Annotated in this window: 33 protein-coding genes and 1 tRNA gene; 9 read left to right on the forward strand and 25 right to left on the reverse strand. The window is 62.4% G+C overall.

Annotation, left to right across the window (positions count from 1 at the left end; all coding sequences use genetic code 11):
- Window positions 1-11 precede the first annotated feature (11 nt).
- The 3 genes from BMF35_RS01780 to BMF35_RS01790 form a co-directional block, all read right to left on the reverse strand.
- Window positions 12-1,022: an NAD(P)H-dependent flavin oxidoreductase gene (locus tag BMF35_RS01780; RefSeq protein ID WP_047006667.1), complete on the reverse strand. Its 1,011-nt coding sequence runs from the start codon at window positions 1,020-1,022 to the stop codon at window positions 12-14.
- A 10-nt stretch (window positions 1,023-1,032) separates the two neighbouring features.
- Window positions 1,033-2,220 (reverse strand): formate-dependent phosphoribosylglycinamide formyltransferase, encoded by a 1,188-nt coding sequence (purT, locus tag BMF35_RS01785; protein ID WP_047006668.1) that lies wholly within the window; start codon window positions 2,218-2,220, stop codon window positions 1,033-1,035.
- A 109-nt stretch (window positions 2,221-2,329) separates the two neighbouring features.
- Complete coding sequence (locus tag BMF35_RS01790; RefSeq protein WP_047006669.1) at window positions 2,330-3,613, reverse strand: aspartate kinase; 1,284 nt, start codon at window positions 3,611-3,613, stop codon at window positions 2,330-2,332.
- Between the two features lie 57 nt (window positions 3,614-3,670).
- On the opposite strand from BMF35_RS01790, the gene ubiG reads away from it, so the two are divergent.
- Entirely contained in the window at window positions 3,671-4,420 is a 750-nt protein-coding gene (gene ubiG / locus BMF35_RS01795) for a bifunctional 2-polyprenyl-6-hydroxyphenol methylase/3-demethylubiquinol 3-O-methyltransferase UbiG (RefSeq protein WP_047006670.1), read from the forward strand.
- Here the strand turns inward: ubiG and BMF35_RS01800 are convergent.
- From BMF35_RS01800 to BMF35_RS01850, 11 genes are all read right to left on the reverse strand, one after another.
- Window positions 4,417-5,445 (reverse strand): glycerophosphodiester phosphodiesterase, encoded by a 1,029-nt coding sequence (locus BMF35_RS01800; protein ID WP_047006671.1) that lies wholly within the window; start codon window positions 5,443-5,445, stop codon window positions 4,417-4,419. The two genes, ubiG and BMF35_RS01800, sit on opposite strands and share 4 nt — an antisense overlap.
- Window positions 5,442-5,867 (reverse strand): thiol-disulfide oxidoreductase DCC family protein, encoded by a 426-nt coding sequence (locus BMF35_RS01805; RefSeq protein ID WP_047006672.1) that lies wholly within the window; start codon window positions 5,865-5,867, stop codon window positions 5,442-5,444. Before BMF35_RS01805 ends, BMF35_RS01800 begins: the two co-directional genes overlap by 4 nt.
- Window positions 5,860-6,210: an ArsC family reductase gene (locus tag BMF35_RS01810; RefSeq protein WP_047006673.1), complete on the reverse strand. Its 351-nt coding sequence runs from the start codon at window positions 6,208-6,210 to the stop codon at window positions 5,860-5,862. The genes BMF35_RS01805 and BMF35_RS01810 overlap by 8 nt, the downstream gene beginning before the upstream one ends.
- The gene (locus BMF35_RS01815; RefSeq protein WP_047006674.1) at window positions 6,207-6,521 is read right to left on the reverse strand and encodes an antibiotic biosynthesis monooxygenase family protein; all 315 of its coding nucleotides are present in this window, start codon (window positions 6,519-6,521) and stop codon (window positions 6,207-6,209) included. Before BMF35_RS01815 ends, BMF35_RS01810 begins: the two co-directional genes overlap by 4 nt.
- Window positions 6,522-6,760: 239 nt before the next feature.
- Complete coding sequence (ruvC, locus tag BMF35_RS01820) at window positions 6,761-7,228, reverse strand: crossover junction endodeoxyribonuclease RuvC (RefSeq protein ID WP_047006675.1); 468 nt, start codon at window positions 7,226-7,228, stop codon at window positions 6,761-6,763.
- A gap of 107 nt (window positions 7,229-7,335) precedes the next feature.
- Window positions 7,336-8,082 carry a YebC/PmpR family DNA-binding transcriptional regulator gene (locus tag BMF35_RS01825; protein ID WP_047006676.1) on the reverse strand — a complete coding sequence of 249 codons (747 nt, stop codon included), beginning with the start codon at window positions 8,080-8,082 and terminating at the stop codon, window positions 7,336-7,338.
- Between the two features lie 101 nt (window positions 8,083-8,183).
- On the reverse strand, window positions 8,184-8,915 hold the full coding sequence (locus BMF35_RS01830; protein ID WP_047006677.1) for a hypothetical protein: 732 nt from the start codon (window positions 8,913-8,915) through the stop codon (window positions 8,184-8,186).
- A 116-nt stretch (window positions 8,916-9,031) separates the two neighbouring features.
- Window positions 9,032-9,289 carry a hypothetical protein gene (locus BMF35_RS01835; RefSeq protein ID WP_156172095.1) on the reverse strand — a complete coding sequence of 86 codons (258 nt, stop codon included), beginning with the start codon at window positions 9,287-9,289 and terminating at the stop codon, window positions 9,032-9,034.
- A 160-nt stretch (window positions 9,290-9,449) separates the two neighbouring features.
- A complete protein-coding gene (locus BMF35_RS01840) occupies window positions 9,450-9,848 on the reverse strand; it encodes a hypothetical protein (protein ID WP_047006679.1) in 399 nt (132 codons plus the stop codon).
- An 18-nt stretch (window positions 9,849-9,866) separates the two neighbouring features.
- On the reverse strand, window positions 9,867-10,103 hold the full coding sequence (locus BMF35_RS01845; RefSeq protein WP_047006680.1) for a DUF2312 domain-containing protein: 237 nt from the start codon (window positions 10,101-10,103) through the stop codon (window positions 9,867-9,869).
- A 103-nt stretch (window positions 10,104-10,206) separates the two neighbouring features.
- Window positions 10,207-10,524, reverse strand: a complete 318-nt coding sequence (locus BMF35_RS01850) for a DUF1244 domain-containing protein (protein WP_047007499.1) — start codon at window positions 10,522-10,524, stop codon at window positions 10,207-10,209.
- 46 nt (window positions 10,525-10,570) lie between these two features.
- Here BMF35_RS01850 and pyk point away from each other — a divergent pair, with 46 nt between their 5' ends.
- On the forward strand, window positions 10,571-12,019 hold the full coding sequence (pyk, locus tag BMF35_RS01855) for a pyruvate kinase (RefSeq protein ID WP_047006681.1): 1,449 nt from the start codon (window positions 10,571-10,573) through the stop codon (window positions 12,017-12,019).
- Between the two features lie 63 nt (window positions 12,020-12,082).
- Here the strand turns inward: pyk and BMF35_RS01860 are convergent, their stop codons facing one another.
- Entirely contained in the window at window positions 12,083-12,601 is a 519-nt protein-coding gene (locus BMF35_RS01860; RefSeq protein WP_156172096.1) for a helix-turn-helix domain-containing protein, read from the reverse strand.
- Window positions 12,602-12,802: 201 nt separating this feature from the next.
- Between BMF35_RS01860 and BMF35_RS01865 the strand changes: the two genes are divergently transcribed.
- Window positions 12,803-13,534, forward strand: a complete 732-nt coding sequence (locus BMF35_RS01865) for a helix-turn-helix transcriptional regulator (protein ID WP_052766002.1) — start codon at window positions 12,803-12,805, stop codon at window positions 13,532-13,534.
- A 19-nt stretch (window positions 13,535-13,553) separates the two neighbouring features.
- Here the strand turns inward: BMF35_RS01865 and BMF35_RS01870 are convergent.
- Window positions 13,554-13,628 (reverse strand) — tRNA-Gly (locus tag BMF35_RS01870).
- A 232-nt stretch (window positions 13,629-13,860) separates the two neighbouring features.
- On the opposite strand from BMF35_RS01870, the gene BMF35_RS01875 reads away from it, so the two are divergent.
- Together BMF35_RS01875 and BMF35_RS01880 are read left to right on the forward strand one after the other, a co-directional pair.
- Window positions 13,861-14,781, forward strand: coding sequence for a tetratricopeptide repeat protein (locus BMF35_RS01875; protein ID WP_047007502.1), 921 nt, complete (start codon window positions 13,861-13,863; stop codon window positions 14,779-14,781).
- A gap of 2 nt (window positions 14,782-14,783) precedes the next feature.
- A complete protein-coding gene (locus tag BMF35_RS01880; RefSeq protein ID WP_047006682.1) occupies window positions 14,784-15,389 on the forward strand; it encodes an LON peptidase substrate-binding domain-containing protein in 606 nt (201 codons plus the stop codon).
- 246 nt (window positions 15,390-15,635) lie between these two features.
- Here the strand turns inward: BMF35_RS01880 and BMF35_RS01885 are convergent, their stop codons facing one another.
- The 4 genes from BMF35_RS01885 to argB are packed head-to-tail and all read right to left on the reverse strand — an operon-like array spanning window position 15,636 to window position 18,350.
- Entirely contained in the window at window positions 15,636-16,259 is a 624-nt protein-coding gene (locus BMF35_RS01885) for a MarC family protein (RefSeq protein WP_047006683.1), read from the reverse strand.
- A gap of 7 nt (window positions 16,260-16,266) precedes the next feature.
- Window positions 16,267-17,043 carry a hypothetical protein gene (locus tag BMF35_RS01890; protein ID WP_071961155.1) on the reverse strand — a complete coding sequence of 259 codons (777 nt, stop codon included), beginning with the start codon at window positions 17,041-17,043 and terminating at the stop codon, window positions 16,267-16,269.
- A 49-nt stretch (window positions 17,044-17,092) separates the two neighbouring features.
- The gene (locus BMF35_RS01895; protein WP_047006684.1) at window positions 17,093-17,392 is read right to left on the reverse strand and encodes a YggT family protein; all 300 of its coding nucleotides are present in this window, start codon (window positions 17,390-17,392) and stop codon (window positions 17,093-17,095) included.
- Window positions 17,393-17,438: 46 nt separating this feature from the next.
- The gene (gene argB, locus BMF35_RS01900; protein WP_047007504.1) at window positions 17,439-18,350 is read right to left on the reverse strand and encodes an acetylglutamate kinase; all 912 of its coding nucleotides are present in this window, start codon (window positions 18,348-18,350) and stop codon (window positions 17,439-17,441) included.
- A gap of 80 nt (window positions 18,351-18,430) precedes the next feature.
- Here argB and ppk2 point away from each other — a divergent pair, with 80 nt between their 5' ends.
- The 4 genes from ppk2 (at window position 18,431) to BMF35_RS01915 (ending at window position 20,797) form a co-directional block, all read left to right on the forward strand.
- Entirely contained in the window at window positions 18,431-19,204 is a 774-nt protein-coding gene (gene ppk2, locus BMF35_RS01905; protein ID WP_047006685.1) for a polyphosphate kinase 2, read from the forward strand.
- A 66-nt stretch (window positions 19,205-19,270) separates the two neighbouring features.
- Complete coding sequence (locus tag BMF35_RS01910) at window positions 19,271-19,774, forward strand: thermonuclease family protein (RefSeq protein ID WP_052766004.1); 504 nt, start codon at window positions 19,271-19,273, stop codon at window positions 19,772-19,774.
- Between the two features lie 103 nt (window positions 19,775-19,877).
- Window positions 19,878-20,045 (forward strand): hypothetical protein, encoded by a 168-nt coding sequence (locus tag BMF35_RS13505; RefSeq protein ID WP_156172097.1) that lies wholly within the window; start codon window positions 19,878-19,880, stop codon window positions 20,043-20,045.
- Between the two features lie 128 nt (window positions 20,046-20,173).
- Window positions 20,174-20,797 (forward strand): hypothetical protein, encoded by a 624-nt coding sequence (locus tag BMF35_RS01915; protein ID WP_047006686.1) that lies wholly within the window; start codon window positions 20,174-20,176, stop codon window positions 20,795-20,797.
- A gap of 16 nt (window positions 20,798-20,813) precedes the next feature.
- Here BMF35_RS01915 and nhaA read toward each other — a convergent pair whose 3' ends face one another.
- From nhaA to BMF35_RS01940, 5 genes are all read right to left on the reverse strand, one after another.
- Window positions 20,814-22,037, reverse strand: coding sequence for a Na+/H+ antiporter NhaA (gene nhaA / locus BMF35_RS01920; RefSeq protein WP_047006687.1), 1,224 nt, complete (start codon window positions 22,035-22,037; stop codon window positions 20,814-20,816).
- A 724-nt stretch (window positions 22,038-22,761) separates the two neighbouring features.
- Window positions 22,762-22,935, reverse strand: a complete 174-nt coding sequence (locus BMF35_RS13510) for a hypothetical protein (RefSeq protein ID WP_156172098.1) — start codon at window positions 22,933-22,935, stop codon at window positions 22,762-22,764.
- 25 nt (window positions 22,936-22,960) lie between these two features.
- The gene (locus tag BMF35_RS01930) at window positions 22,961-23,257 is read right to left on the reverse strand and encodes a DUF1294 domain-containing protein (RefSeq protein ID WP_047006689.1); all 297 of its coding nucleotides are present in this window, start codon (window positions 23,255-23,257) and stop codon (window positions 22,961-22,963) included.
- Window positions 23,258-23,419: 162 nt separating this feature from the next.
- Window positions 23,420-24,304 carry a M28 family metallopeptidase gene (locus BMF35_RS01935; RefSeq protein WP_082115660.1) on the reverse strand — a complete coding sequence of 295 codons (885 nt, stop codon included), beginning with the start codon at window positions 24,302-24,304 and terminating at the stop codon, window positions 23,420-23,422.
- 102 nt (window positions 24,305-24,406) lie between these two features.
- Entirely contained in the window at window positions 24,407-26,056 is a 1,650-nt protein-coding gene (locus BMF35_RS01940; protein WP_071961156.1) for a P-loop ATPase, Sll1717 family, read from the reverse strand.
- Between the last annotated feature and the right edge of the window lie 4 nt (window positions 26,057-26,060).

The raw sequence follows: 26,060 nt of genomic DNA on the forward strand, positions 1-26,060 counted from the left end.
CGCGTCCTCTCCTATCGCCGAGCCAGCGCGTCCTCCGCCTGGCACATGAGTTTGACGATGATCTCGGCTGCCGGTTCCTCTTCCTTGACCAGGCCGACCGACTGGCCGGCCATCATCGACCCGTTTTCAATATCGCCATCGACCACCGCGCGGCGCAGCGCGCCTGCCCAGTAATGCTCGATCTGCAATTGCGCCTCGTTCATGTCGACCTCGCCGCGGTCGAGCACGGCGGCGACTTCGCGCTGCTTGGCAGTGAAGCTTTCCGTGCCCTTGTTCTTGAGCGCGCGCACCGGGATCACCGGCAGGCGCGGATCGACCTGCACGCTGGTTTCCGCATCGCGGGCCTTCGCGCGGAAAAAGGCTTTCTTGAAATCGGGATGGGCTATGCTCTCGGTGGCGCAGGCAAAGCGCGTGCCCAATTGTACGCCGGATGCGCCCATTTCCAGATAGGCGGCAATCATGTCGCCCGTGCCGATTCCGCCGGCAACGAAGACCACGAAATCCTGCGCCAGCTCGGGCAGGAATTCCTGCGCGAGGATGCTGGTGGACACCGGCCCGATATGCCCGCCCGCCTCGCTGCCTTCGATCACCAGCGCATCCGCGCCTGACCGCAGCAATTTCTTCGCCAGCGCCAGCGTGGGTGCGAACACGATGACTTTCGCACCGCCGGCCTTGATCGCCTCGACACTGCCCTTGGGCGGGATGCCGCCTGCCAGCACCACATGGCTCACACCATGCTTCGTGCAGACCGCAATCAGATCGGTAAGGTCGGGGTGCATGGTGATGAGGTTCACGCCGAAAGGCTTGTCCGTCATCGCCTTGGTCGCGGCGATTTCCGCATCGAGCAAGTCGGGCGTCATCGCCCCGCAGGCGATCACGCCGAAGCCGCCGCCATTGCTGATAGCGGAGACGAGATTGCGCTCCGACACCCAGCTCATCGCGCCGCACATGATGGCGTGCTCGCTGCCGAGAAATTCGATACCGCGCGCCATCAGCGCGGATGTCTTGGGATAGCTGCTCATGCCGGTGCGACTAGGCGGGTCCGTCGCCATAGGCAATGCGGACCATGCCTGCCGCCTGCGCCGACAGCGCGCGGGCATCGTCGGTATCCTCCCCCACGGCCAGCGCCACGCCCATGCGGCGATAGGGCCTTGTGGTGGGCTTGCCGAAGATGCGGACATCGACATCGGGGCTGAGACCCAGCGCATCGGCGACACCTTCGAAGCTGAAATCGCTGCTGTCGCGATCGGCGAGGATGACGGCGGAAGCGGCGGGCACGGCCGGTTCCTCGCCATGGATAGGAAGACCCATCACGGCGCGGGCATGCAGGTCGAATTCGGACAAGCTCTGCGAGATCAGCGTCACCATGCCGGTGTCGTGCGGCCTGGGTGAAAGTTCGGAGAAGATCACTTCCTCGCCGCGTACGAAAAACTCGACGCCGTAAAGGCCGTATCCCCGCCCCTCGCCTTCCAGCGCCGAGACGACCTTCTGGGCCATCTCCTGCGCCGTGGCGAGCGCGGCCTCGCTCATCGCGGCGGGCTGCCAGCTTTCCTGATAATCGCCGCGTTCCTGCCGGTGGCCGATAGGCTCGCAGAAAGTGAAGCCGCCCTTATGGCGCACGGTGAGCAGCGTGATCTCGTAATCGAAGGCAATGAATTCTTCCACGATCACCCGCGCCCGGTCTCCGCGCATATTGGCGACGGCATGGTCCCATGCGGCCTGCAGCTCGGCCTCGCTATCGACCTTGCTCTGCCCCTTGCCGCTGGAGGACATGACCGGCTTGATGACGCAAGGAAAGCCGGTGTGCGCCGCGCCCGCCTGCACTTCGTCGAAGCTCTCGGCGTAGCGATAGCGCGAGGTGGTGAGCCCCAGTTCCAGCGCGGCGAGATCGCGGATAGCATCGCGGTTCATCGTCATCTGCGCCGCCTTGGCGGAGGGGATGACGGTGAGGCCCTCCTCCTCCAGATCGGCCAGCACCTCGGTGCGGATCGCCTCGATCTCGGGCACGATATAATCGGGCTGGTGCTTGCGGGCAGCGGCACGCAGCGCATCGCCATCGAGCATGGAAAACACTTCACGCCCGTCCGCCACCTGCATGGCAGGCGCGTCGTCATAGGCATCGCAGGCGATGACATGCGCGCCGAGCCGCTTGGCCGAGATGACGAATTCGCGCCCCAGTTCGCCCGAGCCGAGCAGGAGGATCTTGGCGGTGTGGCTCATTTCGAACGCTCGACGCCGGCTTCGTCCAACCAATCCGGCGCGTTGATCGAAGCGTAGGCTCCGAGGCTGAGCAGGATAACGAAGCCAGCGAAGGTCAGCGCGCGCCGCATCAGGCCGCTTCGCCCTCTTCGGCATCCAGCCCGTAGGCGGTGTGCAACACGCGCACGGCCAGTTCGGTCTCGTCCTCGTCGATCAGCACGCTGACCTTGATTTCCGAGGTGGAGATTGCCTGCACGTTGATGCCGCGCTCCGCCAGCGCGCGGAACATGGTAGCAGCGACGCCTGCATGGCTTTTCATCCCCATGCCGACGACGCTGATCTTGGCGACCTTGCTGTCGGTGATGATGCGGTTGAAGCCGAGCGCTTCCTTGCGATCTTCGAGCAGCGCCTGCGCGCGGGCAAGTTCGTTCAGCGGCACGGTGAAGGTCACGTCCGTCTCGCCCTTGTCGCGGCCCACATTCTGGATGATCATATCGACATTGATGCCGGCATCGCCCAGCGGTGCGAAAATATCCGCCACCGCGCCCGGCTTGTCCTGCACCCGCGTCAGCACCACGCGCGCTTCATTCTTGTCATGGGCGATGCCGGTAACGGTCTGGCGTTCCATATCTGTCGTCTCCAGGATGTCCTGCATTTCATCTTCGGACACGATCATCGTGCCCGGCAGCGTGTCGGCCGGCGGCGAGCCTTCTTCCACGAAGGAAGAGAGCACCTGCACCCGCACATTGTGCTTCATCGCGAGGCTGACGGAGCGGGTCTGCAGCACTTTCGCGCCCACGGATGCCAGCTCCAGCATTTCCTCGTAGGATACGTATTTGATCTTGCGTGCGCGAGCCACGATGCGTGGGTCGGTGGTGTAGACCCCGTCCACATCGGTGTAGATATCGCAGCGGTCCGCGCCCACGGCTGCGGCGACGGCGACTGCCGAAGTATCGGAACCGCCCCGCCCCATGGTGGTGATGCGCTGGTGATCGGACACGCCCTGAAAGCCCGGGATTACGGCGATCTCGCCTTCCGCCATGCTGTCTGCCAGCCGTTCGGCATGGATTTCACCCACACGGGCATTGGCGTGGGCGGAGAAGGTTTTCACCGGCAATTGCCAGCCCAGCCAGCTGCGCGCCTTGCAGCCCATGGCCTGCAATGTGAGAGCCAGCAGGCCCGCCGTCACCTGCTCCCCGCTGGCGACGACGACATCGTATTCCGCCGGATCGTAGAGCGGATTGGCCTCGCGGCAGAAGTTCACCAGCCTGTCCGTCTCGCCGGCCATGGCGGAAACGACGACGGCGACCTCGTTACCCCCGGCCGCCTGCGCGCGCACGATATTGGCGACGCGCCGGATGCGTTCCGTCCCCGCGACCGAGGTGCCGCCGAATTTCATCACGATGCGGGCCAAGTGCTTGCCTCATGCGTTAATATGGTCGAACCCTTCGCGCGCTGTTAGGGAGCCGCAATGCCAGACGCAACTGTCACATCCGAAACCGGTTCCGCCACCATCCGGCCCGAGGAGGCGCACTTCTTCGGCGCGCTGGCGGCGGATTGGTGGGATCCGGCAGGCTCCTCCGCCATGCTGCACAAGCTCAATCCGGTGCGCCTCAAATTCCTGCGAGAAGCGGTGGACATGCATTGGGGCGGCGATATCGAGAGCGTGCGCCCGCTGGCAGGCAAGGTCGTGCTGGATGTCGGATGCGGCGCGGGCCTGCTGACCGAACCGCTGGCGCGGCTTGGCGGAGAGGTGACGGGCGTGGATGCGTCGCCGGAAAATACGCGGGCCGCCGCCGCGCATTCCGAAGGCGCGGGGCTGGATATCCGCTACATCCCCGGCGAGCTGGGTTCGCTGGGGCTTGGGCATTTCGACCTCGTTACCAGCATGGAAGTGATCGAGCATGTGGCCGACAAGCAGGCTTTCGCCGTGCAACTCGCCGCGCATCTCGCGCCGGGCGGAGTGATGGTGCTTTCCACCCCCAACCGCACGCTCGCCAGCCGCGCGCTGCTGGTGGAGGCGGCCGAGGCGAGCGGCATGGTGCCCAAGGGCACGCATGACTGGCACGATTTCGTGACCCCGGAGGAGCTGGAAAATCTGCTGGAAGCCGCCGGGCTGGAGATGGGCAATCCGCAAGGCGTTGCGTGGTCGCCGTCCAAAGGACTGCATCTGTCGGACGACCTTTCGCTCAATTACATCGTGACGGCGCGGCACGCCTAATCGGAAATAGTGCCGAGCATCAGGCCCGGATCGTCGGTAAACACCGCGTCCACTCCGGCGCTTTCGAGCAACCGGATCAGCACCTCCATGGCGCCCTCCTCTGCGTCATCGGCAGAACTCCTGAGCGCTGCCGGAAGGAAAATGTTTTCTTTTCGCGCGGTCCATGCGTGGACAAGTAAACCCCCTGCCTGCGCCGCTTCGATAACGCCTGTCGAGGCACCGTCCTCTCCCAGCAATAGCGGGATGGCTGCGCCGATCCCGTCCGCATACTCCGCGATCTCGGCCAGGCCTTCGGGCGTCACCATGTCGGCGTAGCTGCGCGACGGATCATCCGCCGGGCCGCCTTCGTTGGAAACAAGCTGCACCAGCCGGATATCGGTCATGCCGTTCAGCCGCCGCAGCGGGGCGATGTCGAAGCTCTGGATGAACGCCGGCGCCTCCGCGCCTTCATACCCAGCACTGTGCAATTGCTCGACCAGCATAGCGGCCAGGTCGCAACCCAGACCTTCGAAATAGGTCGGATGTTTTATCTCCGGATAGAGGCCTACCGTGCGCCCCGTCTCTTCCTCCAGCGCGCGAGCGAGCTGGATCACCTCGGTGAGCGTTGGCACCTGGTACAGCCCGTCGAATGCGGTGTTCTGCGGACGGATCTCGGGCAGACGCTCGCGGACGCGCAGCGTGCGCAGTTCGGCCAACGTGAAGTCCTCGGTGAACCAGCCGCTCACTTCCTCGCCATCGATCATCTTGGTCGTATGGCGATCGGCGAATTCCGGGCGGTCGGCGACATCGGTCGTTCCGCTAATCTCGTTCTCGTGCCGCGCCACCAGCACGCCGTCGGCAGTCGGCACCAGGTCCGGCTCGATATAATCCGCGCCCTGCCGCACGCCCAGTTCATAGGCGGCCAGTGTGTGTTCGGGGCGGTCCCCGCTGGCTCCGCGATGGGCGATGATGAGCATGTCGGCCTCCTGTGCAGCGAGCGCGGTGGGGATCAGTGTGGCAAGCAACAGCAGCATCCAGCGTATCATGGCAGAACCCTCTCCATATCCTTTGCGTCCGGCATCCAGCATGTCTCGCGCTTGCCGAAGAGGCGATAGCGATTGCGCGCGATCAGGCGGTAGACCGGGTCGCGCAATATCCGCGGCACCATGCTGCCGAGCGCCGCCAGCCATGTCCACGGCCACGGCAGGCCGCGCCAGATGGCCAGCACCCCGTCGCTGTCGCGCCAGACGTGCGCTCCGTCCACCACCACCATCGTTTCCGGATCGGCAGGGTCAATCCCCAGCATGCGGTAGATGGCGCTGCCTGCGGCGCCCTGCATGGAGGCGAGGCGGAAGCGGCGGCGTGTGTCGCGTTTCAGGATGAAGAGGGCATTCGCGCTGCACAGCACGCATTCGGCATCGAAGACCACCACGGGTCCGCCTTCCAATGCCGCCAGCGGATCAGCCAAGCGCGTTTTCCCATTCGCTTTCGGCAAAGCCGACCAGCACGTGCTCGTCGCCCTCGCGCTCCATCACCGGGCGCTTGATCATGCTGGGATGCTCCACCATCAGGGCGAGAGCCTTTTCGCGGTCCATATCGGCCGTGTCCGCCTCGTCCAGCTTGCGGAAGGTGGTGCCGCGCCGGTTGAGCAGCACTTCCCAACCGCATCGGTCGGCCCAGTGCGACAGCTTCTCGGCATCCGCGCCTTCCTTCTTGTAATCGTGAAAGCTGTATTCGAGCCCATTTGTGTCCAGCCATTTGCGGGCCTTCTTGACGGTGTCGCAATTGGGGATGCCGTAGAGGTGGATCATGAAGGGTCCTTTGCCACGAAGCGGTGTGTCAGGGGATTGTTGCAGGCGTATAACGTGTAGGTGGCATACCACCGTTTGCGGCCATCGGCCTGCGCGATGCGGTGTTCGGCCACGCGGCCCCAGCCATGCGCTGCATCCTCGCTGGCCCATTCGGAGATGGCGACGGTTTCGCCATCGCCAGCCACATAGCTTTTGAAGCTGAGGAAACCCGGCTGCGCCTTCGCCAAAGCTTCCATCGCCTGTGCCTGCGCCGCATAAACCTCCGCATCGATGCCGGAGCGCTTGGTACTGCGAAAGAGAACGAGATACATGGTTCGTCCATACAGGCAGCGACGGCACTTTGTCGAAGCCCAAGTTTACCCGCGAAGTTGACAAAGCCGACACTTGCGAGGGACGGTATATGGCCGTTTTCCGATTTTATTTCAGAGAGTAAAGACGATCTGGCGAAGTTGACACTTTGCCGAAGAAAAACAAAGCGGGTCGAAGAAATTTGCATGAGCGCGCGCTAACCGGCCGTTTGCGCTGTAGGAAAGCTGCCGGGCGTTGCCGCTTAGCGTGTATGCGCATCCGCGATGGCGACGGCCAGCGCGTCGGCGGCGTCCGCGCCCGCAATCTGCGCGCCGGGCAGCAACACTTTGAGCATGGCTTGCACTTGCCGCTTGTCCGCCCCGCCAGTGCCGACCACGGCCTTTTTCACGCCCCGGGCCGAATGCTCGCGCACAACGAGATCCGCCATGCCGCACGCCGCCAGCACCGCGCCGCGCGCTTGCGCCAATTTCAGCGTCGATTGCGGGTTCTTGTTAACGAACACTTCCTCGCACGCCGCCCGGTCCGGCGCATGGGCGGCGATAGCAGCGGCGAGTTCGCGCTGCAGCTGCGCGAGCCGCTGGACGATGGAAGCCTTGGCATCGGTCTTCACTTCGCCATTGGCGATATGCGCGATGCGGCTGCCCTCGACCCGTATCACGCCCCAACCCGTGCAACTGAGCGAGGGATCGAGACCGAGGATGATGGTCATGCCATTCGGCTCATGTTAGCCGAGCCCGATACGCCAACCCAGCCGCCAGGCGAGCGCCAGCAGGAAAGCGGCGCCGAGAAGAATGACGAAGAGCCATTCGACCCACTTCACTCGCCGATCTTCTCCATCACTTCGTCGGAGATCTCGTAATTGCCCCAGACGGTTTGCACGTCGTCGTCATCGTCCAGCACGTCGATCAGCTTGAGCAGCGTGCCCGCCGCTTTTTCATCCATGTCGACCGTGATGTTGGGCTTCCATGCCAGCTTGACTGTTTCAGCCTCGCCCAGCGCCTTCTCCAGATCGGATGCGACCTGGTGCAGATCGTCCGGGGCTGTCCAGATGGCATGCCCGTCATCGCTGCTTTCGATGTCCTGCGCGCCCGCGTCCATCGCTGCTTCCAGCACTGTGTCCTCATCGCCCGCACTGGCGGGATATTCGATCAGGCCCAGCCGCTCGAAGCCGTGCTGCACACTGCCTTCCGTGCCCAGATTGCCGCCATGCTTGCTGAATGCGGTGCGCACGGCTGTGGCGGTGCGGTTGCGATTGTCGGTGAGGGTTTCGACGATGATGGCGCTTCCGGCCGGGCCATAGCCCTCGTAGCGCACTTCCTCGTAATTCTCGCCGTCAGCCGCCGTCGCCTTGTCGATAGCGCGCTGGATGTTGTCCTTGGGCATGGACTGCGCCTTGGCCGTGTTGACCGCAAGGCGCAGGCGCGGGTTCATGTCCGGATCGGGCGTACCCATCTTGGCCGCCACGGTAATTTCGCGGCTGAGCTTGGAAAAGAGATTGGACCGCTTTTTGTCCTGCGCACCCTTGCGGTGCATGATGTTCTTGAATTTGGAATGGCCTGCCATGGTATCTGTCTGTCGTCGCCTGTCGCATGGGAGTTGATTGCTGCGCATCGCCCTAGCGAAGCAAGGCCCACGCGTCACCCCTTCGCGACGGCCGGGGCGCGTTATTCGAAGACGGCGGCCTCGCTGGCTGGGCTGGAGCCAAGCTGCCGCGCCGCCACGACGCTGATCGCTTCCTGGATGAAGCTGGAAAGCCCGGCAATGGCTGCCTGTCCGATCAGCATGGGTAGCCCGCCCGCAGCGGGTTCCACGTCGAACGTGCTGCCAAACAGGGCGACCGTGGCAAAGCCCAGAGGCACGGTCAGCAGCACGATCCATACAAGGTGGGGCAGCAGCGCGGAAAACAGCTCGCCGAACAACGTGCCGAGGCGCGGCTCCTCTATATCGGCCGCCAGCAGTTTCAATCGCACCAGCGCCGGGAATAACAACAGCGCGGTAAGCATGCTTACCACCACGGCGACATATTGCATCGATGCGCCGAAGCCCAAGGCAATGGCGAAGCCGCCCAGCACGATCGCTGCGATAATCCCAAATGCCAGCAGGTACAGGATGTAGAGGCCGATATAGCGGACGACGCCATCCGTCTTGCCTCCGCGCATGTCGGCCAGCAGTACATAGCCGAGGCCATAGCCGATCACTGCGAAGCCCACCATTTGCAGGACTGCCGGACCAAGCGTGGTCAGCAACCCGAAGGGCTGGCTGCTCAATGCGGCATGCTGCAGCCACGCAACCCCGACGGTCAGCGCGATGGTCGCCGCCAGCAGCGCCAGCGCCAGCGGATCGCGCAGGAGCGCGAGCAGGCCTGTGAGGACACTGCGGAAAGACTGGCCCTGCATCGGCTAGTCTCGCGACACGGCGATACGAATGGCGTTAAACTGGTGTGACATCGCGCCCCCTCCTGCCGACGTGTGTGCCTTCGGAAGCGTCGGCCTGCAACCCTGCGATGCGCGCGTCAGCGGCGGCGCGGAAAGCTGACGCGCAGGAAAGTGGCGATAAAGCCGAGCATGGCGCCGATCTGCCAGGCCGGCACTTCTTCCGTGAAGACAAGGTCCGACAGGTTCTCGAACACCTGCGGGAAGATCAATCCCGCGATCCAGCCCGCGCCGGCGCCCATAATCATGGCGAGGATCGCCATGACGGCGATGACCAGCGGGCCGAACAGGACCAGCCCGACAAATCCCTTCAACCTGTTATTCGATGTTTCTGCCAAGACCCTGCTCCCATATCTGCGTCCCACACGCTATAGTGTGTTACTACGCCAATACACAGAGCGAAGTCAAGCTACATCATGCCGAGGGCGGCTTTGTGGCGCATGAAAATCCTGAACTCGAGCGCCTGTCTGCCGACCAATCTCTGGCGTTGCGTCCGGCTTACAAGCGTCTTGCCATCACGATGAGGTCTTCCGCCTCGTGAAAACGTGGATCTGTCACCGTCATCTCCACAATATTCGCAGGGGCAAGCAGGATTGCTACGTCATCGACCAGCCCAAAGTTGGGAAGGCCTATCATCGCCGGTATCGCGGCTTTCACCAGCTCGGGCATCTTGCCCAGGAGGGCGCTGTCGAATACGTGGTCCCTCCTGCCTGGCGATAGGACTGCCTGCCACTCGCCTGCGACTTCGCGCGTAAGCAAATGGAAACGATAGAGCGGACGCCCATCCGCATAACCAATGATGACGCGGACCGAATATTCGGGACCGACGGACTGCCAGATAGCAAATTTGCCATCCGCAGCTACTAGCCGGTCTTCGACAAGTGCGAACGCGGCCATCGACCGTCCTCCGCCTGTTCAACCCATCCCGAGCGCAGCCTTGTAGGTTTCCAGGATGGTTTCCATCTCGCTGCGGTCGTTATTGTCCATCTTCCGCAGGCGCACGATCTGGCGCATGATCCTGACGTCATAGCCAACCGCCTTGGCCTCTGCGTAAACATCGCGAATATCGTCGGCGATGCCCTTCTTTTCTTCTTCGAGGCGCTCGATACGCTCGATCAGAAGGCGCAGGCGGTCGTCGGTGGCGTCGGCCATTTCAAATATGCTCCGGTGATGTGAGAATCGGTTGATCGCTGGTTAGCGCAGGGCAGCGAGCGCGCAAACCGTGTGGAAAAATATCCCGATGGGCGACCGCGGCTCAGCGCAGGTCGGCGCGGTTCTTGGCGAGGCTCGCTTCCATGGCCGCGAGTTGCTCGTCGGTCGCAGGCGTCTGGCGGGTGACTTTCCATTCCTCCTGCGGCATGCCGTGGATCAGCTCGCGCGCAGCGGCCTTGTCACCGTCATAGCCCGCATCGCGGATCCAGTCAGCCAGGCAATTGCGGCAGAAACCCGCCAGCCCCATCAGCTCGATATTCTGCGCATCGTGGCGATGGCGCAAATGGCGCACCAGGCGGCGGAAGGCGTCCGCCGCCACATCGTCGGGAAGATTGTCCAGCGGATCGGTTGCCTGCGTCATCATTAGTCCTTGTCTTGTCTTATCGCCCTGTCATAGGCCGGTGCCCATGACAAAGCTCGAACCTCGCGGCCGCAAGGTCAAGATCCTCGCTACCACCGGCCCGGCGACGGCAGACCCCGAAGTGCTGCGCGCGCTGTTCCTTGCAGGTGCCGATGCCTTCCGTGTCAACATGAGCCATGGCGAGCACGATATCCACGCGAAAACCATCGCGAATATCCGCGCGCTGGAAGCCGAGTTCCATCGCCCGATCGCCATTCTGGCAGACCTGCAGGGGCCGAAACTGCGTGTCGGCAAGTTCGCAGATGGCCGCGCGACCATCGCCCACGGCGCTACCTTCACCTTCGACCGTTCGGACGAGCCCGGCGATGCCACCCGCGTTCAGCTGCCGCATCCCGAAATCCTCGATGTGGTGGAAGAAAGCCAGCGCCTGCTGGTGAACGATGGCAAGATGCGCTTCCGCATCAAGGAAAAGAGCGAGAAGGGCCTCGTCTGTGTGGCCGAAGTCGGCGGCGTGATTTCGGATCGCAAGGGCGTCAACGTGCCCGATGCGGAAATCCCGATCCCCGCCCTCACCGACAAGGACAAGCGCGACCTGGCCTTCGCGCTGGAGCAGGGCGCGGACTGGATCGGCCTGTCCTTCGTACAGCGGCCGGACGACCTTGCCGAAGCGCGCAAGCTGATGGGCGGGCGCGGAGCCCTTTGCGCCAAGATCGAGAAACCGCAGGCCGTGCGCCGTCTGGGCGAAATCATCGAGCAGGCCGATGGCATCATGGTGGCCCGCGGCGATCTGGGCGTGGAGCTCAATCCCGAAGAAGTGCCGCCGCTGCAAAAGAAGATCGTCAATCAGACCCGCCTCACCGGCAAGCCTGTCATCGTGGCGACGCAGATGCTGGAAAGCATGATCGAAAGCCCCGCCCCCACCCGTGCCGAAGTCTCGGACGTCGCCAACGCCGTGTATGACGGCGCCGACGTCGTGATGCTGTCTGCCGAAACAGCCGCGGGAGACTGGCCGGAAGAGGCGGTGATGATGATGGATGCCATCGCCAAGCAGGTGGAAAAGGACGAGGACTACAAGGAGCGCGTGCGCCTGCTCGATACCCCGCCCGACCCCACCACGGCAGACGCGCTGGCCCATGCCTGCATGACCATCGGCGATACGGTGAGCCTTGGCGCGATCGGCGTCTTCACCTCGTCCGGCAGCAGCGCCCGTCGCGTCTCGCGTGAACGGCCCGCAGTGCCTGTCATGGTGCTGACGCCTAGCATGGAAGTGGGCCGCCGCGTGGCGCTGCTATGGGGCGCGCATCCGGTGCAGACAAAGGATATCGGCAGCTTCGAAGAGATGATCGCCAAGGGCAAGCGCATGGCGCTGCGCCACGGCTTTGGCGGAGCGGGCAGCCGCTTTGCCATCATGGCAGGCGTCCCTTTCGGCCAGTCGGGCGCAACCAACCTCGTCCACGTCGTCACCATCCAGGGCGACGAACTGGAAGGTTATTGAAAAGGCGAGAGCGCGCCGGTTTGGCGCGCCCTCGCCCTGCGACCCTTCCAGGCTGTGTAGGTTTTAGCTGGCCGCCGCCACCGCCGCCTTGCTGCGCAGATAGGCGCGCATGGAACGGCGGGCCTCCTTGGTGAGCGAGAGCAGGGCGACTCGCTGGTCGTCGTCATTGCCGCGCCGCTCGATCATCTCGGCATCGACCAGCGAGTTGATGTGACGAAGGGCGGTGGCATGGGGTGCGTGGGACGCAGCGATGGCCTTGCCGATGGGCACACGCTGACCGCGCACTTCCTTGGCGAACAGGTCCAGCAGCACGTCCCAGGCGGGCTCTGCAAACAGCTCCTGCGGAAAGAAGGACCGGCGTGCGGCGCGGTCGCGGTACATCCGCTCTGCGCTGGCAGCGAGCAGCATTTCGTTCTCGAAATCGAGCCGTTGGCCGAGCCAGCGATGATCCATGTCCGGATCCTCGATATCGGCGAGCAGATCCTCGGCCAATTGCGACAGGGCCATGGCCTGATTGGACAGCGCATTGGCATTTTCCTGCAGGCGCGCGGCCTGTTTCAGACGCTTGTCGTGAAGGGTCATGTCGGTTTCCAAATTGGTTATCGATGTTGCGATGCACAAAATGGGCGAATGGTTCATTCTGGACCAGTCCCGCAATCGCGGGACACATACGTATGTAATTGCAGCCGAACGGCGTATTCGCAGCGGTTTGGAGGGGTTTGCGCGATCTGGTAACGTCGCAAGCTCGCGGCGAATCACCGCTGCGGTCTGGGGGTTGCTGCGATGCAGCGGATAGTCTCTGCGATCGACAGGTGCAGCGAAATCGGCTGCGTGTTCGATGTTGTGCGCGAGGCCAGCCAGCAATTCGGCGCAGCCCGGCACTCTTACCATTTCACGCCCAAGTTCGAGCGGCAGACATCGCTCAACACCATTGTCAATGCCGATGGGTTTCCGGACAAGTGGGTGTCGATTTACGAGGATTACTCCTTCCGCAAGTCGGACCCCATCCCCGATTTCGTCATGCGCGCGGGCAAGGTGCAGACCTGGTCCGCAGTCATGGAGATGCAGACCGACCATGACGATCCGCGCATTGCGGAATATTTCCGCGCCATGCGCGATTTCGGCCTCAGCTATGGCGTGGGCATCCCGCTTTTCGGTCCGGCCGGGCGCGACGCCTATGCGTCATTCGGCTTTCATCACGACCCCGGACAGGACGATAGCGGCCGCATCGCCATCCTGCGCACCATCATGCAGGCCGCGCACCAGAAAATCTGCGTGCTGCAATCGCAGGCCGAAGCGCGCGAGCAGGTCGAGCTTTCTGCGCGCGAGAGCCACGTGATGTACTGGATCGCGCAGGGCAAATCGAATACCGACATCGCCGAAATCCTCGGCATCTCGCCGCACACGATAGGCACTTACATCAAGCGCATCTTCGAAAAGCTTGACGCATCCGACCGCGTCTCGGCCACGGTGCGCGCGCTCAAGGCAGGGCTCATCACGCTGGAAGCGCATTGACCGGTGCGACAAGAGAAAATGGAGCGGGCGAGGCGATTCGAACGCCCGACCCCAACCTTGGCAAGGTTGTGCTCTACCCCTGAGCTACGCCCGCTCACTGACGCTCTCCCGAAGCGCTCTCAATCGAGCCGTTTCGGGCGGGGAGCGGCGCAGTTAGCAGCGAGCCGCCACCCTCGCAAGCGCAAAATGCGCGCAAAACGCGAAAGGGCTGACAAGCGCCGTATCGGGGTTCACATCGGCGCAGGAATGGCCACATTGGCTGTCACGGACTTCAAGGGGCCTGGCCGCCCCGCAACGCATTTGACAGGATTGCAGACATGGCAAGCATGGGGCTGAATATCGACGAACAGAAAGCGGTCGACCGCTTCCGCCAGAACGTGGTGGACCCGAGCCAGACGAAGCTCGTGATCATCGACTTCTGGGCCGAATGGTGCGGGCCGTGCAAGGCGCTCGCCCCGGTGCTGGAGAAAGTCGCCGCCGAATATGCCGATAGAGGCGTGGTGCTGGCGAAGATCGATGTCGATGAAGAGAAATTCATCGCCGGCCAGTTCCAGGTGCAGTCCATCCCCACCGTTTATGCGATGTTCCAGGGCCAGCCCGTCGCCGACCTCACCCCGATGCGCAGCGAGTCGCAATTGAAGGCTGCGCTGGACGAATTGCTCTCCAAGCTGCCGATCCAGGCGGGTGCGGATGATGGATCGAGTGGAGGCCAGCAACAGCCCGATCTGGACCAGCTTATCGCCATGGGCGAGAAGGTTCTAGCCGAAGGCGATGGGGAGCGCGCGGCAGGCATCTTCATGCAGATCGCGCAAATGGCGCCCGACAAACCGGAGCCGCATTCCGGGCTCATCCGCGCGCTGGTCGCAGCGGGACAGGCGGATGCCGCGCAACAGCATTACGACACGCTGCCGCAGGAATTGAAGGACGATGCCAGCGTAGCGCAGGCAGCAAGCGCCCTCGAACTGGCGAGCGCGCAGGTCGATACCGGAGAGCTTGACAATTTGCGCAAGGCTGCGGCGGAACGGCCTGCCGATACCGATGCGCAGATGGCATTCGCCGAAGCCGCCTTCGCCGCCGGAGAGCGCGATGAGGCCGCCGACACCCTGCTGCGCGCCATTCAGGGCGGCGGCGAGGAAGGCAATGAAGAGGCGAAGGCCAAGCTGCTGCAGATGTTCGAAGCGGTCGGCCTCGAAGACCCGTGGGTGTCCGCACAGCGCCGCAAGCTCAGCCTGATCCTGTTCGGGTGACGATGCGCCTCTCCATCTTCCCATTGACGGGCGCGATCCTGTTTCCGGAATTGCAATTGCCGCTGCACATCTTCGAGCCGCGCTACCGCGCCATGGTGGGCGATGCGCTGGCGCGCGACCGGCTGATCGGCATGATCCAGCCTTCCGATACGGTCGAAAGCGCCCCGCTCTACGATGTCGGCTGCGTTGGCAAGATCGCCGACGTCGAAACGAGCGAGGACGGGCTCTACAATATCGTGTTGACCGGTATCTCCCGCTTCCGCGTGGTGCGCGAGATCGAAGTGACCACGCCGTTCCGCCAGGTCGAGGCCGAACTGATTGCCGACCCGGACGAGGAATTCCTCACACTGGGCGAACGCGCCAGCTTCGAGCACGAGGCGCGCAAATTCGCCGACATGCAGGGATATGCCATCGACTGGGATTCGGTCAGCCGTCTTGACGATGTCGCACTGATCAACGGTGTATCGCAAATCGCGCCTTTCGACTCGGCGGCAAAACAGGCGCTGCTCGAAGCGCCCAATCTGCGCGAGCGCTGCGACCTGCTGGTGCAGTTGATGGAGTTCTTCGGGCGAGGTGATCCCGATGATGACCGGGTGACTCTTCAGTAGTTTGGTTTCCGCACGCCCATCCGGGCGCGCGTCCTCGCTAGACGCACTTCGCTTCGCTGCGTGCCCGCTGCGGGCGGGCGTTCGCCCTTGCCGTCCTCTCGGACGGAGCTCCGCGACACGGTAGTAAATCTGCGCTGCTTCCGGTGCGACTAGCATCGGACCGAGCCCGAACGGGCGACCGCAGGTGCCGCGCAGTCCGAAGGACGAAGCGAATAGCACCGAGGATGTCCGGCCGGATGGCCGGACCTAAAGCAAAAAAGCCCCGCGTAGCCCGTCGATCACATATTGCGCCGCGAGCGCTGCCAGCAGCACGCCCAGCAACCTTGTAATCACCGCTTCCACGCGGTCGCCCAGCAGCTTGATCAGCGGACCTGCCGCGACGAGGGCCAGCATGGTCAGCACCAGCACGGCGCCCAGCGCGCCCATCACCACGAGCGAGGCTTCCAGACCGTCCGCCTCGTTCATCAACAGCATGATCGCCGCAATCGCGCCCGGGCCGGCAAGCATGGGCATGGCCATGGGGAAGACGGAGACGTCCTCCACCTCGGGCGTGGCCGCAACCTTCTCGGCGCGTTCCTCGCGGCGCTGGGTGCGTTTCTCGAAGACCATTTCCCATGCGATCCAGAACAGCATCAACCCGCCCGCGATGCGGAAGGCGTTCAGCTCGATATGCAGCGCGCCCAGCAGGTCTTCCCCGAACAGGGCGAAAATCAGCAGGATGATGGCCGCGATCAGCGTGGCGCGCACGGCCATGACGGTGCGCTGGCGCTGCGTCGCGCCTTTGGTAAGGCCGGCGTAAATCGGCGCGCAGCCGGGCGGATCGATCACGACGAAGAGGGTAATGAAGGCGGAGATGAAAAGCTCTGTCATGCGCGCCTCAGTCGGCGGTTGGCGCTGGGGCGGAAAGCGTGGTCGCTTCCTCCCATTCGCCATTGCGTCGCCACAAGAGCGAGAAGCTGCGCGCATTGTCAGCTCCGTGACTCCAGTGCCAGCGCAGCGTCCGGTCGTCCGACCAGACGGGCGTGGGCGAATTGACGCCAGTGCGCTGCGCGATGGGGGCAATGGGGAAACTTTCGCCGCGAACCGGACAGTCGGCGATATGGCCCCGAATAGACGTCAGCCCCGGTACGACAATCGCGTCCTCCGGCACGTCCGGCTCCGCTTCGGGCGCGGGCTGCGGATCGTCGTGGACAGCAAAATCGTACGTCCATTCATAGCTGTTGTCGCGCTGGCGTTCCCACACCGTTACATAGCTACCGACAAGGCCCGACGGCTCCTCAAAACGCCCCTGCGTGACTGCAAGCGAACCGTCGCAACTGGTCCAGACCGTGTTCGGGCCCCACAGATTGGCGGGCACGGCGTTACTCGCCTGCGCGCGCAGAAAACTGTCGGCGGGAAACACCCCGTTGCGTCCGTGTATGATGGCATCGGATGCGGCGTAGGATCGCAGCACGCTCCACTGGCCTTGCTCTCTCGCTTCGCGCGCCATGCGGAAATCGGCAGCAGCGACGCGCCCCGGTTCGCCAATAGTGCCTTCGCGCTCCAATACGCGCTCGGCCACACGCGCCTGCATGCGCTCGCGCGCGCCCTGCGGGCTGCTGCACGCAGCTATGGCGAGAGCGGAAACGGCGAGGATGGCATGGCGCAGGATCATGGAATCGCCCTGCTTCAGGCCGCGCCCAATGTCAAAGCCTCGCGCGTTCTCAGACAAGTTGCCCCATCGCCGCGCGCCCGAGAATCCACATCAGGATCTGCAGGCCGACAATCAGCACGATGGGCGAGAAATCCAATGCGCCGGTATCCGGCATGAAGCGGCGGATCGGCCGCAGGATCGGATCGAGCAGCTGGTTGATCGAATTGTAAACCGCCACCATGAACTGGTTCGATCCATTGATGACGTTGAAGGCAAATAACAGGCTGATGATGAATTGCGCGATCACCAGCCAGATGAGCACGTTCACCAGGATGCCGATAATGCCGATGATGGTAATCAGGCCGTTCATGTGTTCCTATTCCTTTGATCGCAGTGTATCACCGCGCTAATACAGGTCAAGCGGCGCTCACCAACGTACCTGCGCCGCGACTGGTGAAGAATTCCAGCAGCATGGCATGCGGCACGCGGCCATCGAGCACGACTGCCGCCTCGCAGCCCGCCTCCACCGCGTCCACACAGGTTTGCAGCTTGGGGATCATCCCGCCGCTGATCGTGCCGTCGCCTTGGAGCCGCGCAATATCGGCGGGCGTCAGGTCACTCATCAGCGCGCCTTGCTTGTCGAGCACGCCTGGCACGTCCGTCAGCAAAAACAGCCGCGCCGCGCCCAACGCCGCCGCAATCGCGCCCGCCATGGTATCGGCATTGATGTTGTAGGTATTGCCTTCCCTGTCGCTGGCAATCGGCGCGATGATCGGGATCATCCCTGCCGTGTTTGCGGTTTCGAGAATGGTGGTATCCACTTCCTTCGGCTCGCCCACAAAGCCCAGGTCGATGGCCCGCTCGATCTGGCTGTCCGGGTCTTTCACGCTGCGCTGAACCTTTTCGGCGCGCACCAGCCGCCCGTCCTTGCCCGATATGCCAATGGCCTTGCCGCCGGCCTGCGTGATCCAGCCGACCAGTTCCTTGTTGATCGCGCCCGACAGCACCATTTCGGCGACCTTGGCGGTTTCCGCATCGGTGACGCGCAGACCGTCGACGAATTCGCTTTCCACTCCCAGCTTGCCAAGCATTGCGCCGATCTGCGGCCCGCCGCCATGCACCACCACCGGATTGATGCCGACCGCCTTCAGCAGCACGATATCCTCGGCAAAATCCTGCGCGGCTTCAGGATCGCCCATGGCGTGCCCGCCATATTTCACCACGAAGCTGCGCCCGGCATAGCGCTGGAAATAGGGCAGCGCCTCGATCAGCGTTTCGGCCTTGGCGAGCATCCGGTCGGTTACGGCGGGAGATTGCGGCTGTGTCATGTCGGCGTGGGCCTTACCGCGCGGGGCACCTGCCGCCAATAGCGCTTGCGCGCGCGGCGTCCGGCTGGAAGACTGCTCCCATGAAGCGAAACGAATATGAAAAACATCTCGAGCCGCTGGAGCTCGAGCTTGTTGCCATGGCTCGCTGGGCCCGCACTACCGGGCAGCGCATCTGCGTATTGCTGGAAGGGCGCGATACGGCGGGAAAGGGCGGCACGATCCGCGCGATCAGCCAGCGGCTCAATCCGCGCCAGTGCCGCGTAGTCGCGCTCCCCAAGCCGAGCGATGTCGAGCGCACGCAATGGTATTTCCAGCGCTATGTCCCGCATTTGCCGGCCGCCGGTGAGATCGTGCTTTTCGACCGCAGCTGGTACAACCGCGCGGGCGTCGAAAAGGTGATGGGCTTTGCCACAGACGAGCAGGTCGCGCATTTCCTCGAGACCGTGCCGACCTTTGAAAAGATGCTCGTCGATGACGGCATCCGGCTGTTCAAATACTGGCTGTCCGCCGGACAGGAAGCGCAGGAAGAACGCTTTGCGGAGCGATTGGAAGACCCGCTGAAGCGCTGGAAGCTCTCGCCCATCGATATCAAGGCGCGCACCAAATATGCCGAATATTCGGCTGCGCGCGAAGCGATGTTCGCCGCCACCCACACCGATCACGCCCCATGGACGGTGGTAGATTACAACGACCAGAAACATGGCCGCCTCACGCTCATCCGCGACCTGCTGGACCGCTTGCCCGACTTCGATTGCCCGCTGGGGGAGCTGGACTGGCCCGAACTGGACCACCCGCCGCTGACAGAGCAGTTCGAGCTGCTGCAGCCGATCGCACCCTTTCCGCTGGACGATTGAGCGCTGGGCAGGCGGTATCCTCATCGCAAGCCGCGGCGGAAGTCGGGACGGCGGCGATCGCATGGCATGCGCAAGTTCCGGCAGGCAGCGATATTTGCCGTGGTGCTCGTCTGCGCCATCCTCCTCCCGCGCTATCTCGGGTTGCTGGGCGATGACTTTGCCGGTGCAGAGGATGTCGAGATGGCATTCCCGCCATGCGCCGCGCCCGGTTTCGCGGCGAATTGCGTGGTCGATGGCGACACCATCCGCATCGGCGAACGGCGCATCAGGCTGACAGGCTATGACGCGCCCGAAATCGACGGGGCATGCGATGCCGAAAGCGAGCTTGCGCGCACCGCGCGGGCCGAACTGGCACGCTGGCTGGCGCTCGGGCCGTTCCAGCTCGATGGCGGGGCCGATCCGCCGCGCGACCGCTATGGCCGCGAACTGCGGGCCGCGCGTAGGCTCTCGCCATCGGGCGATGTGCAATTGCTGTCCGACCACATGATCGGCGCCCGGCTGGCCGAAGGCGACTACTGGAGTGCCGGCTGGAGCGACGATTGGGGCGTCGGCCGACACCAATGGTGCTGATAGCGCCGCATTACAGGGTTAACATTTTGCCAATCTGTTTATGCGAAATAGACCTCGCAACAACTGGGGGCGGCCTCGGCCGCGGCAAACAAGGGGGGCGGTCATGACTGCCAATAAGAACGAGAAGAGCACGGCTGCCGAGCCGAAGGATCGCCGCGATGGCGATCGTCGGCAACGGCAGGAGCCGATCAGCTTCGCCGACCGCCGCAACGGCGAGCGTCGCAGCGGTGAAGACCGCCGCGCCTCGCCGCGCTTCGGCAAGAACGACTGAAGCCGGATCCCTTCGGCAAGGCCTGCAGCCTTCCCAAGAGACGGCGGTGCAGAAGGAAACTGGTACATAAGCTGGAGCCATCGCCTCCGGCGCTGGCATTCACGATAGCATCATGGCAGGCTTGCGGCATGATCCATCGCGCCATAGTCGTCGCCGTCCCGCTGTCTGTCCTCGCTGCCTGCACGAGCGTCAGCGATCCTGCCCCGCAACCGCAAGCCCAATTCTGGTCGGCGCTCTCCACCCATTGCGGCAAAGCCTATCAAGGCGGCCTCGTGAGCGAGGACTCGCGCGACCTGGAGATGACCGGCAACGCCATGATCGCGCATTGGGCCGAATGCAGCGACGACCGGATCGCCATCGCCTTCCATATCCAGCAGCCGGACGAAAGCTGGAACCGCAGCCGCACCTGGATCGTCACCCGCACCGCCGCCGGCCTGCGCCTCAAACACGATCACCGGCACGAGGATGGAAGCGAGGATGCGGTCACACAGTATGGCGGCGATACCGCGACAAGCGGCACGGCCTTCGCTCAGGACTTTCCAGTCGATGACTATTCCATCGCCATGTTCCAGCGGGAAGGGCTAGACCTGTCGCTCACCAATGTCTGGCGGATGGAAACCGCGCCTGCTGGCGAGGACGCCCCGCCGCTGACCTACCAGCTGACCCGTGAAAACGACCCGACGCGCCTGTTCCGCGTATCGTTCGAGGCCGATCAGGAAATCGCCCCGCCACCGCCCGCCTGGGGCTGGTAGCGGGGGCGCTGCAACCTCAGCTCGCCCGCGCGGGCTCGGCCTCCTCTTCCGGATCGCTGCGGTCTTCCGCCGCCGTTTTCGGCAGCGCACTGCGCAGCATCAGGTACCCGGCAATCGCGGACACCAGCGATCCGGCCAGCACACCGATCTTCACCGCATCGACCATCGCTGCATCCTCGAAGGCGAGATTGCCGATAAACAGGCTCATGGTGAAACCGATGGCGGCCAGCAGCGACAGCGCATGGATTTGTCGCCAAGTGACTTGCGGGGGCAGGCTCGTCATGCCGGTCTTCACGACCAGCCACGCGAAGCCGACAATGCCCACCTGCTTGCCAATTAGCAGGCCCAGCGCGATGCCCAGCGGCAGCGGCGCGAGGAGCGTGTCTACGCCTACGCCCGTCAGCGACACCCCGGCATTGGCGAAGCCGAAAATCGGGATGATGAGGAAGGCCACATAGGGATGCAGCGCATGCTCCATCCGCTCCAGCGGGCGCTCGCCGCCCTTGGCCGCAATGGGCACGCACATGGCGGCAGCAACACCGGCCAGCGTCGCATGCACGCCCGAATTGAGCACGAACACCCACAGCACCACGCCCAGCACCACGTATGGCACGCTGGATGCGACCTTTGCCCGGCCGAAAAGCGCCATGATGGCCAACGTTCCCGCCGCCCATAGCAGCATGGTGACGCTGGTTTCCTCGGTATAGAAAATCGCGATGACAGAGACCGCCATAATGTCGTCGATCACGGCAATCGCCAGCAGCAGCGCTTTCAGCGCGACCGGCACGCGCGGGCCGAGCAGCGCCAGCACGCCCAGCGCGAAGGCAATATCGGTCGCAGCGGGAATGGCCCAGCCATTCAAATTTTCCGAATAGTCGAGATTGATGCCGACGAAAATCAGCGCCGGAATGGCGAAACCGCCAAGCGCCGCGAATAGCGGCAGGCTGGCCTTGTTCCAGGTGTTGAGCTGGCCGATCAGCGCCTCGCGCTTCACTTCCAGACCGACGAGAAAGAAGAAAATGGCCATCAGGCCATCATTGATCCAGAGCAGCAGCGACTTGTTGATCACGGCATCGCCTATGCCGGCCACCACGGGCAAACCGAGGACGCCGAAATAATCGTCTGCCAGCGGCGAATTCGCGACAATCAGCGCCAGCGCGGCGACGGCGATCAGGATTATGCCGCCGGCGCTTTCCTTCTTGAGGAAATCCTGCAGCATGCGGGTGGTGGTGGAAAACATCGCCTCTGGTCCCCTGTTCGAACACACGGAAAAAGCGGGACGCTGGTAGCATGCGAAGCTGCCGGCGACAAAGCGCCTGTGCAGTCCGCGTGGCTACAGCGCCCCGCTCGTCCGTTCACGCACGCCGGAGGCCCGGCGCGATGTAATTGTGCTTCAGCTTGCGCATCAGCGATGAGTGCCGCGCCTTCCGGCGCTTCTTCAGGGCCGCTTTCTTGGTGCCGGGAATCCGGCAAAGCACCTGATTGCGAACAAAACCTTCCGCGCGCTTCGCGAGGTCGGAAACATTAATCGTACGGGCCATCTTTCATCTCCCAAATAGGGGGTTGGAGAGATCGGGCCGCCGGTGCTGGCTTTCTTTGCTTTCTCGGAGGAGGCTTTCAAGGCCGCTCGTCAAACGCACACCGGTTGCCCGATGCGGTCCGACATCACGGGAGGCTTTCGCCGCCCGCCAGAGGGGCCCGGTCCGCATAGATAGTAATGCGAGTGAATTGGTCTGGTTCCCCGAAATCGAACGCCGTCATGTCGATTTTTGGCGCGCGTCGGGGCGAGGGGAAAGTTGACAAAGCCGACACGTTGACGGCGCCCTTTTGAGCGCTGTATCCCGCCATTTGCACGGGTTTCGCCGCGACCGAGCGAAGTTGACACTTTGCGGGAGCAAATGGGGATTTACGAGAGGCAGCCATGTCCTCCCCGCTAGGCCGCGCGGATGATGTAGGACAGCGCGCTACCAGAAAAACACGAGGCAGAATGCGGCTATCGGAAGCACTGTGACAGCAATGGCGAAGGTCTTCGGATTGTCCCGCACGATCCGCGGCGCGAGGCGCGAGCCGTGATCGGTGAAGACCGTCTCTCCAATGCGGGGCGGCTTGTCGGGATTGAGCTGCTCGATGTCGGCCATGGGCGTAAACGTAGCGGCGAAACCTTCAGCCTTGGTGAAGCCCGAAATAGTACGCGGCCCCCGCGATAAGGACCACTTGCCACGCCGCCACGGTGTGCAGGGCATTCGAGAAAGAGCGTTTGCGCGTCTTGTGGCGGAACAGGTGCCGCCCGGCATAGGCACCGGGCGTGCCGCCGATGAAAGCCCAAGTCAGCAGCGCGTCCTCGCTGATCCGTCGCCGCCCGCCCTCGGCCAGCGCCTTGTCGATGCCGAAAGAGGCGAAGGCGACAAAGTTGACCGCGATGAGGTAGTAGGCGGCGTATTCGAGAGGGATCGCGGGCATGGAGCGGACTGTGACCGGTTACCGGTTAAGGAATGGCCTTGCCACCCTAAATCGTCATCCCCGCGAAGGCGGGGATCCAGCTATGTCCATCGCTTTAGGCTCAGCTGGACCCCCGCCTTCGCGGGGGTGACGATGGGAGGTTTTTCGAGCCCTCGCGCGCGCCTATTCCGCCACCAGCCGCCGGAATACGCCCAGCATCAGGTCGCGCGTGCCTTCGTAATAGGGGCGCTGGATTTCCGTGTCGCCGGGGCCGTGATAATCCGGGTTCTGGCTGTTATCCTCGAATTCCTGGCTGACGCTGGCGACGGTGAAGCCTTCGCGCCGGTAGGCCTCGTGATCGGTGTTGGGATAGGTGGTGACCAGCAGCGAGACGGGCAGGCTCTCGGCGACCTCCAAGTAGAGCGCGGTCAGGTCTTCGGAGTTCGAATCGAACTCGATTACCCCGTCGCCGTCGCTATCCCAGCCGACCATGTCGATATTGTGCATGGAATGGAGCGGGATGCCGGATTCGCGCCAGCGCGCCGCATTGACCCGCGCACCGACAAGCCCGACCTCTTCCTGGTCGAGCATGACGAAATAAATGGTCGCGGTGCGGTAATCCGTCGCGGCGAGGTCGCGCGCGACTTCCAGCACGATCTCGACCCCGCTGCCATTGTCGTCGACGCCCGGACTGCCCGGAACGGTATCGTAATGCGCGGCGAGGACGATGTGGCGGTCATCGTCCGCCTGTGCCTCCATGGTCGCGGGCAGCGTGGCGACGACATTGGCCCCGACAAACCGCGTCTCCGCCCCGCGAATGGTGAACGTGCTGTCGTAGGGACGCGCCTCCGCCGCAATCCCGATCCGCGCAAACTCCGCGAGCAAAGCCCCACGCGCTGCCTCCCGCTGCTCCGGCGTGGACCGCTCGGTCATGAGGAGGAAATCGGGCTGGTAGGGGGCGGTGGTTTGGGTAGTTGCCTCCGGCGCTTCGGAGGTGGCGCTGGGCACGGGGGCGCAGGCGGCGGTGACCGCGAGGAGGAGGGCGAGGGGGAGGTGGTGGTGGGTCATCTCTCTACCGATAGATCTATGAAATAATTCTCGATGCCACACATACTTGTATCGAAGGTACGCGCTCCGCTGCGAGGAAAGTTTGCAGTCTTATAAGTCTTGTTAGTACTCCTCAAATAAAGTACCTAACTCCGTACGCCGCTTTAAGGTCTGCCACAACATCGGATGAACCAAACAGTGTGTATTTTCGCCCAGCTCATCAACCGATATCGAAGGCACGGATTGAAAAGAAAACTGCCAAGCCGAATTTTCCTGAGTCCTAACACCTATCGACCCCATTCTATAAAGGAGTGCAACTAGGCGATATAGAAATTCGGCCCTAGATGCCTCAGTCGCAGAGTCAAAAGCGTTGATCGCGAATTTCACAATCGGCAGATCAAGGTCTTCGTAATGCATGTAAAGTTGCATCACTAGATGATCGATAGCTTCAGACTCGACTGCCCCTAAGCGAAATTTGGCTGACAACTTCCGGTGGCTAAGAAAACCTATCAATTCCGAGGAGCACGGGAGAAGCTCTTTCCACTCTCCTTCTAAGGCAGCGCGCCGGCTCTTCGAATAATCAAGCTCTACTGATCGAACGTCCTTGAGGCCTATCGTGGCTTTGCCGCCGAACCGCTCAATTAAGAGATTGAAGTACGCCAAAACGTCTCGTGGTCTTAGCATGGTGCGGTCTATTATGTAATCAAAGCACGACGCTTCGCCTTTCGTAGATGAAAATATGTCGTCCATTGAGACTTGAGCATTAGTATACTTGCGCCTGTAGAGGAGGCTTATTCGCTTATCGATAAAGCCCCGCAGTTCTGATTTACTCCACGTAACCCGCGAATGATAATCGTCGAACTTATCTCGCTGAAAGCCAGCAGTAGTGGCTTGCCGAAGGACAATGTCAAGTAAGTCATCGCGCATCGCCACAACGATCTTCACATTCTTTATTTTCCGGAATTTGGGAAGGGCGTTAACTAAAGCCTCAATTAATTTGATACGGATTCGATCATCTGCCCACTGTTTATCGAGGTCATCAATTACCAAAACAGTTTTTCTTTGTTTATCAGTAAAAATGTCCTCGTCTAAGATGTCGATGATCTTCGACAACTCGCGCATCTGTACCGAATTGACAATTTTTTGCGCGGTTGAAACCAGTTCCTTGGTTTCGTGGCGACCGATCTTCTCGCCGCGACGGTATTTCGTTGCCAAGGCTTTATAACCAGCCCCAGCCTCATTCTCTACTTGGCGCTCAAACTCATTCGTGATGCTACGCACGCGCTCATCAGTATCTGACCAAAACGTCCCACCGTACTTATTAAGATACTCGAATGCCCTCTGCTTTCCTGAGTTGTCTTGGAATAAATCAGCAATTTTCGCTAGAAAGTAGTTAGCCTTATTCTGATTATCGAGGCCCTCCTTATGCTTAAGTAATTCGACGACTAAAACATGACGCCATAATTGCTGATAGAATAGACTCAGGTCAAAATCGTTCTCGGTCAGAAACTTCAAAAGCCATGAGTCAGAGAGATATCCGAGCGAAAGATTCTCCGGATGGACATCAACGACCTGCTCATGTGTTTCTTTAATTCGCCTTATTAAAGCAGATTTTCCACTTCCGATACGACCGACGATGACAGAAGTGGAACTCGATGGGGCTAGGACGCTATCCAGCAGCCCGGTATCAAGAAAGCAATCATTGAAGTACTCATCATCATACTCAGCCGATGCCTTCCCGAGGCTGGCATGGCGCGGAATGACTTGGTTCACTATC

Source organism: Aurantiacibacter gangjinensis (genome assembly GCF_001886695.1).
Lineage (GTDB): Bacteria > Pseudomonadota > Alphaproteobacteria > Sphingomonadales > Sphingomonadaceae > Alteraurantiacibacter > Alteraurantiacibacter gangjinensis.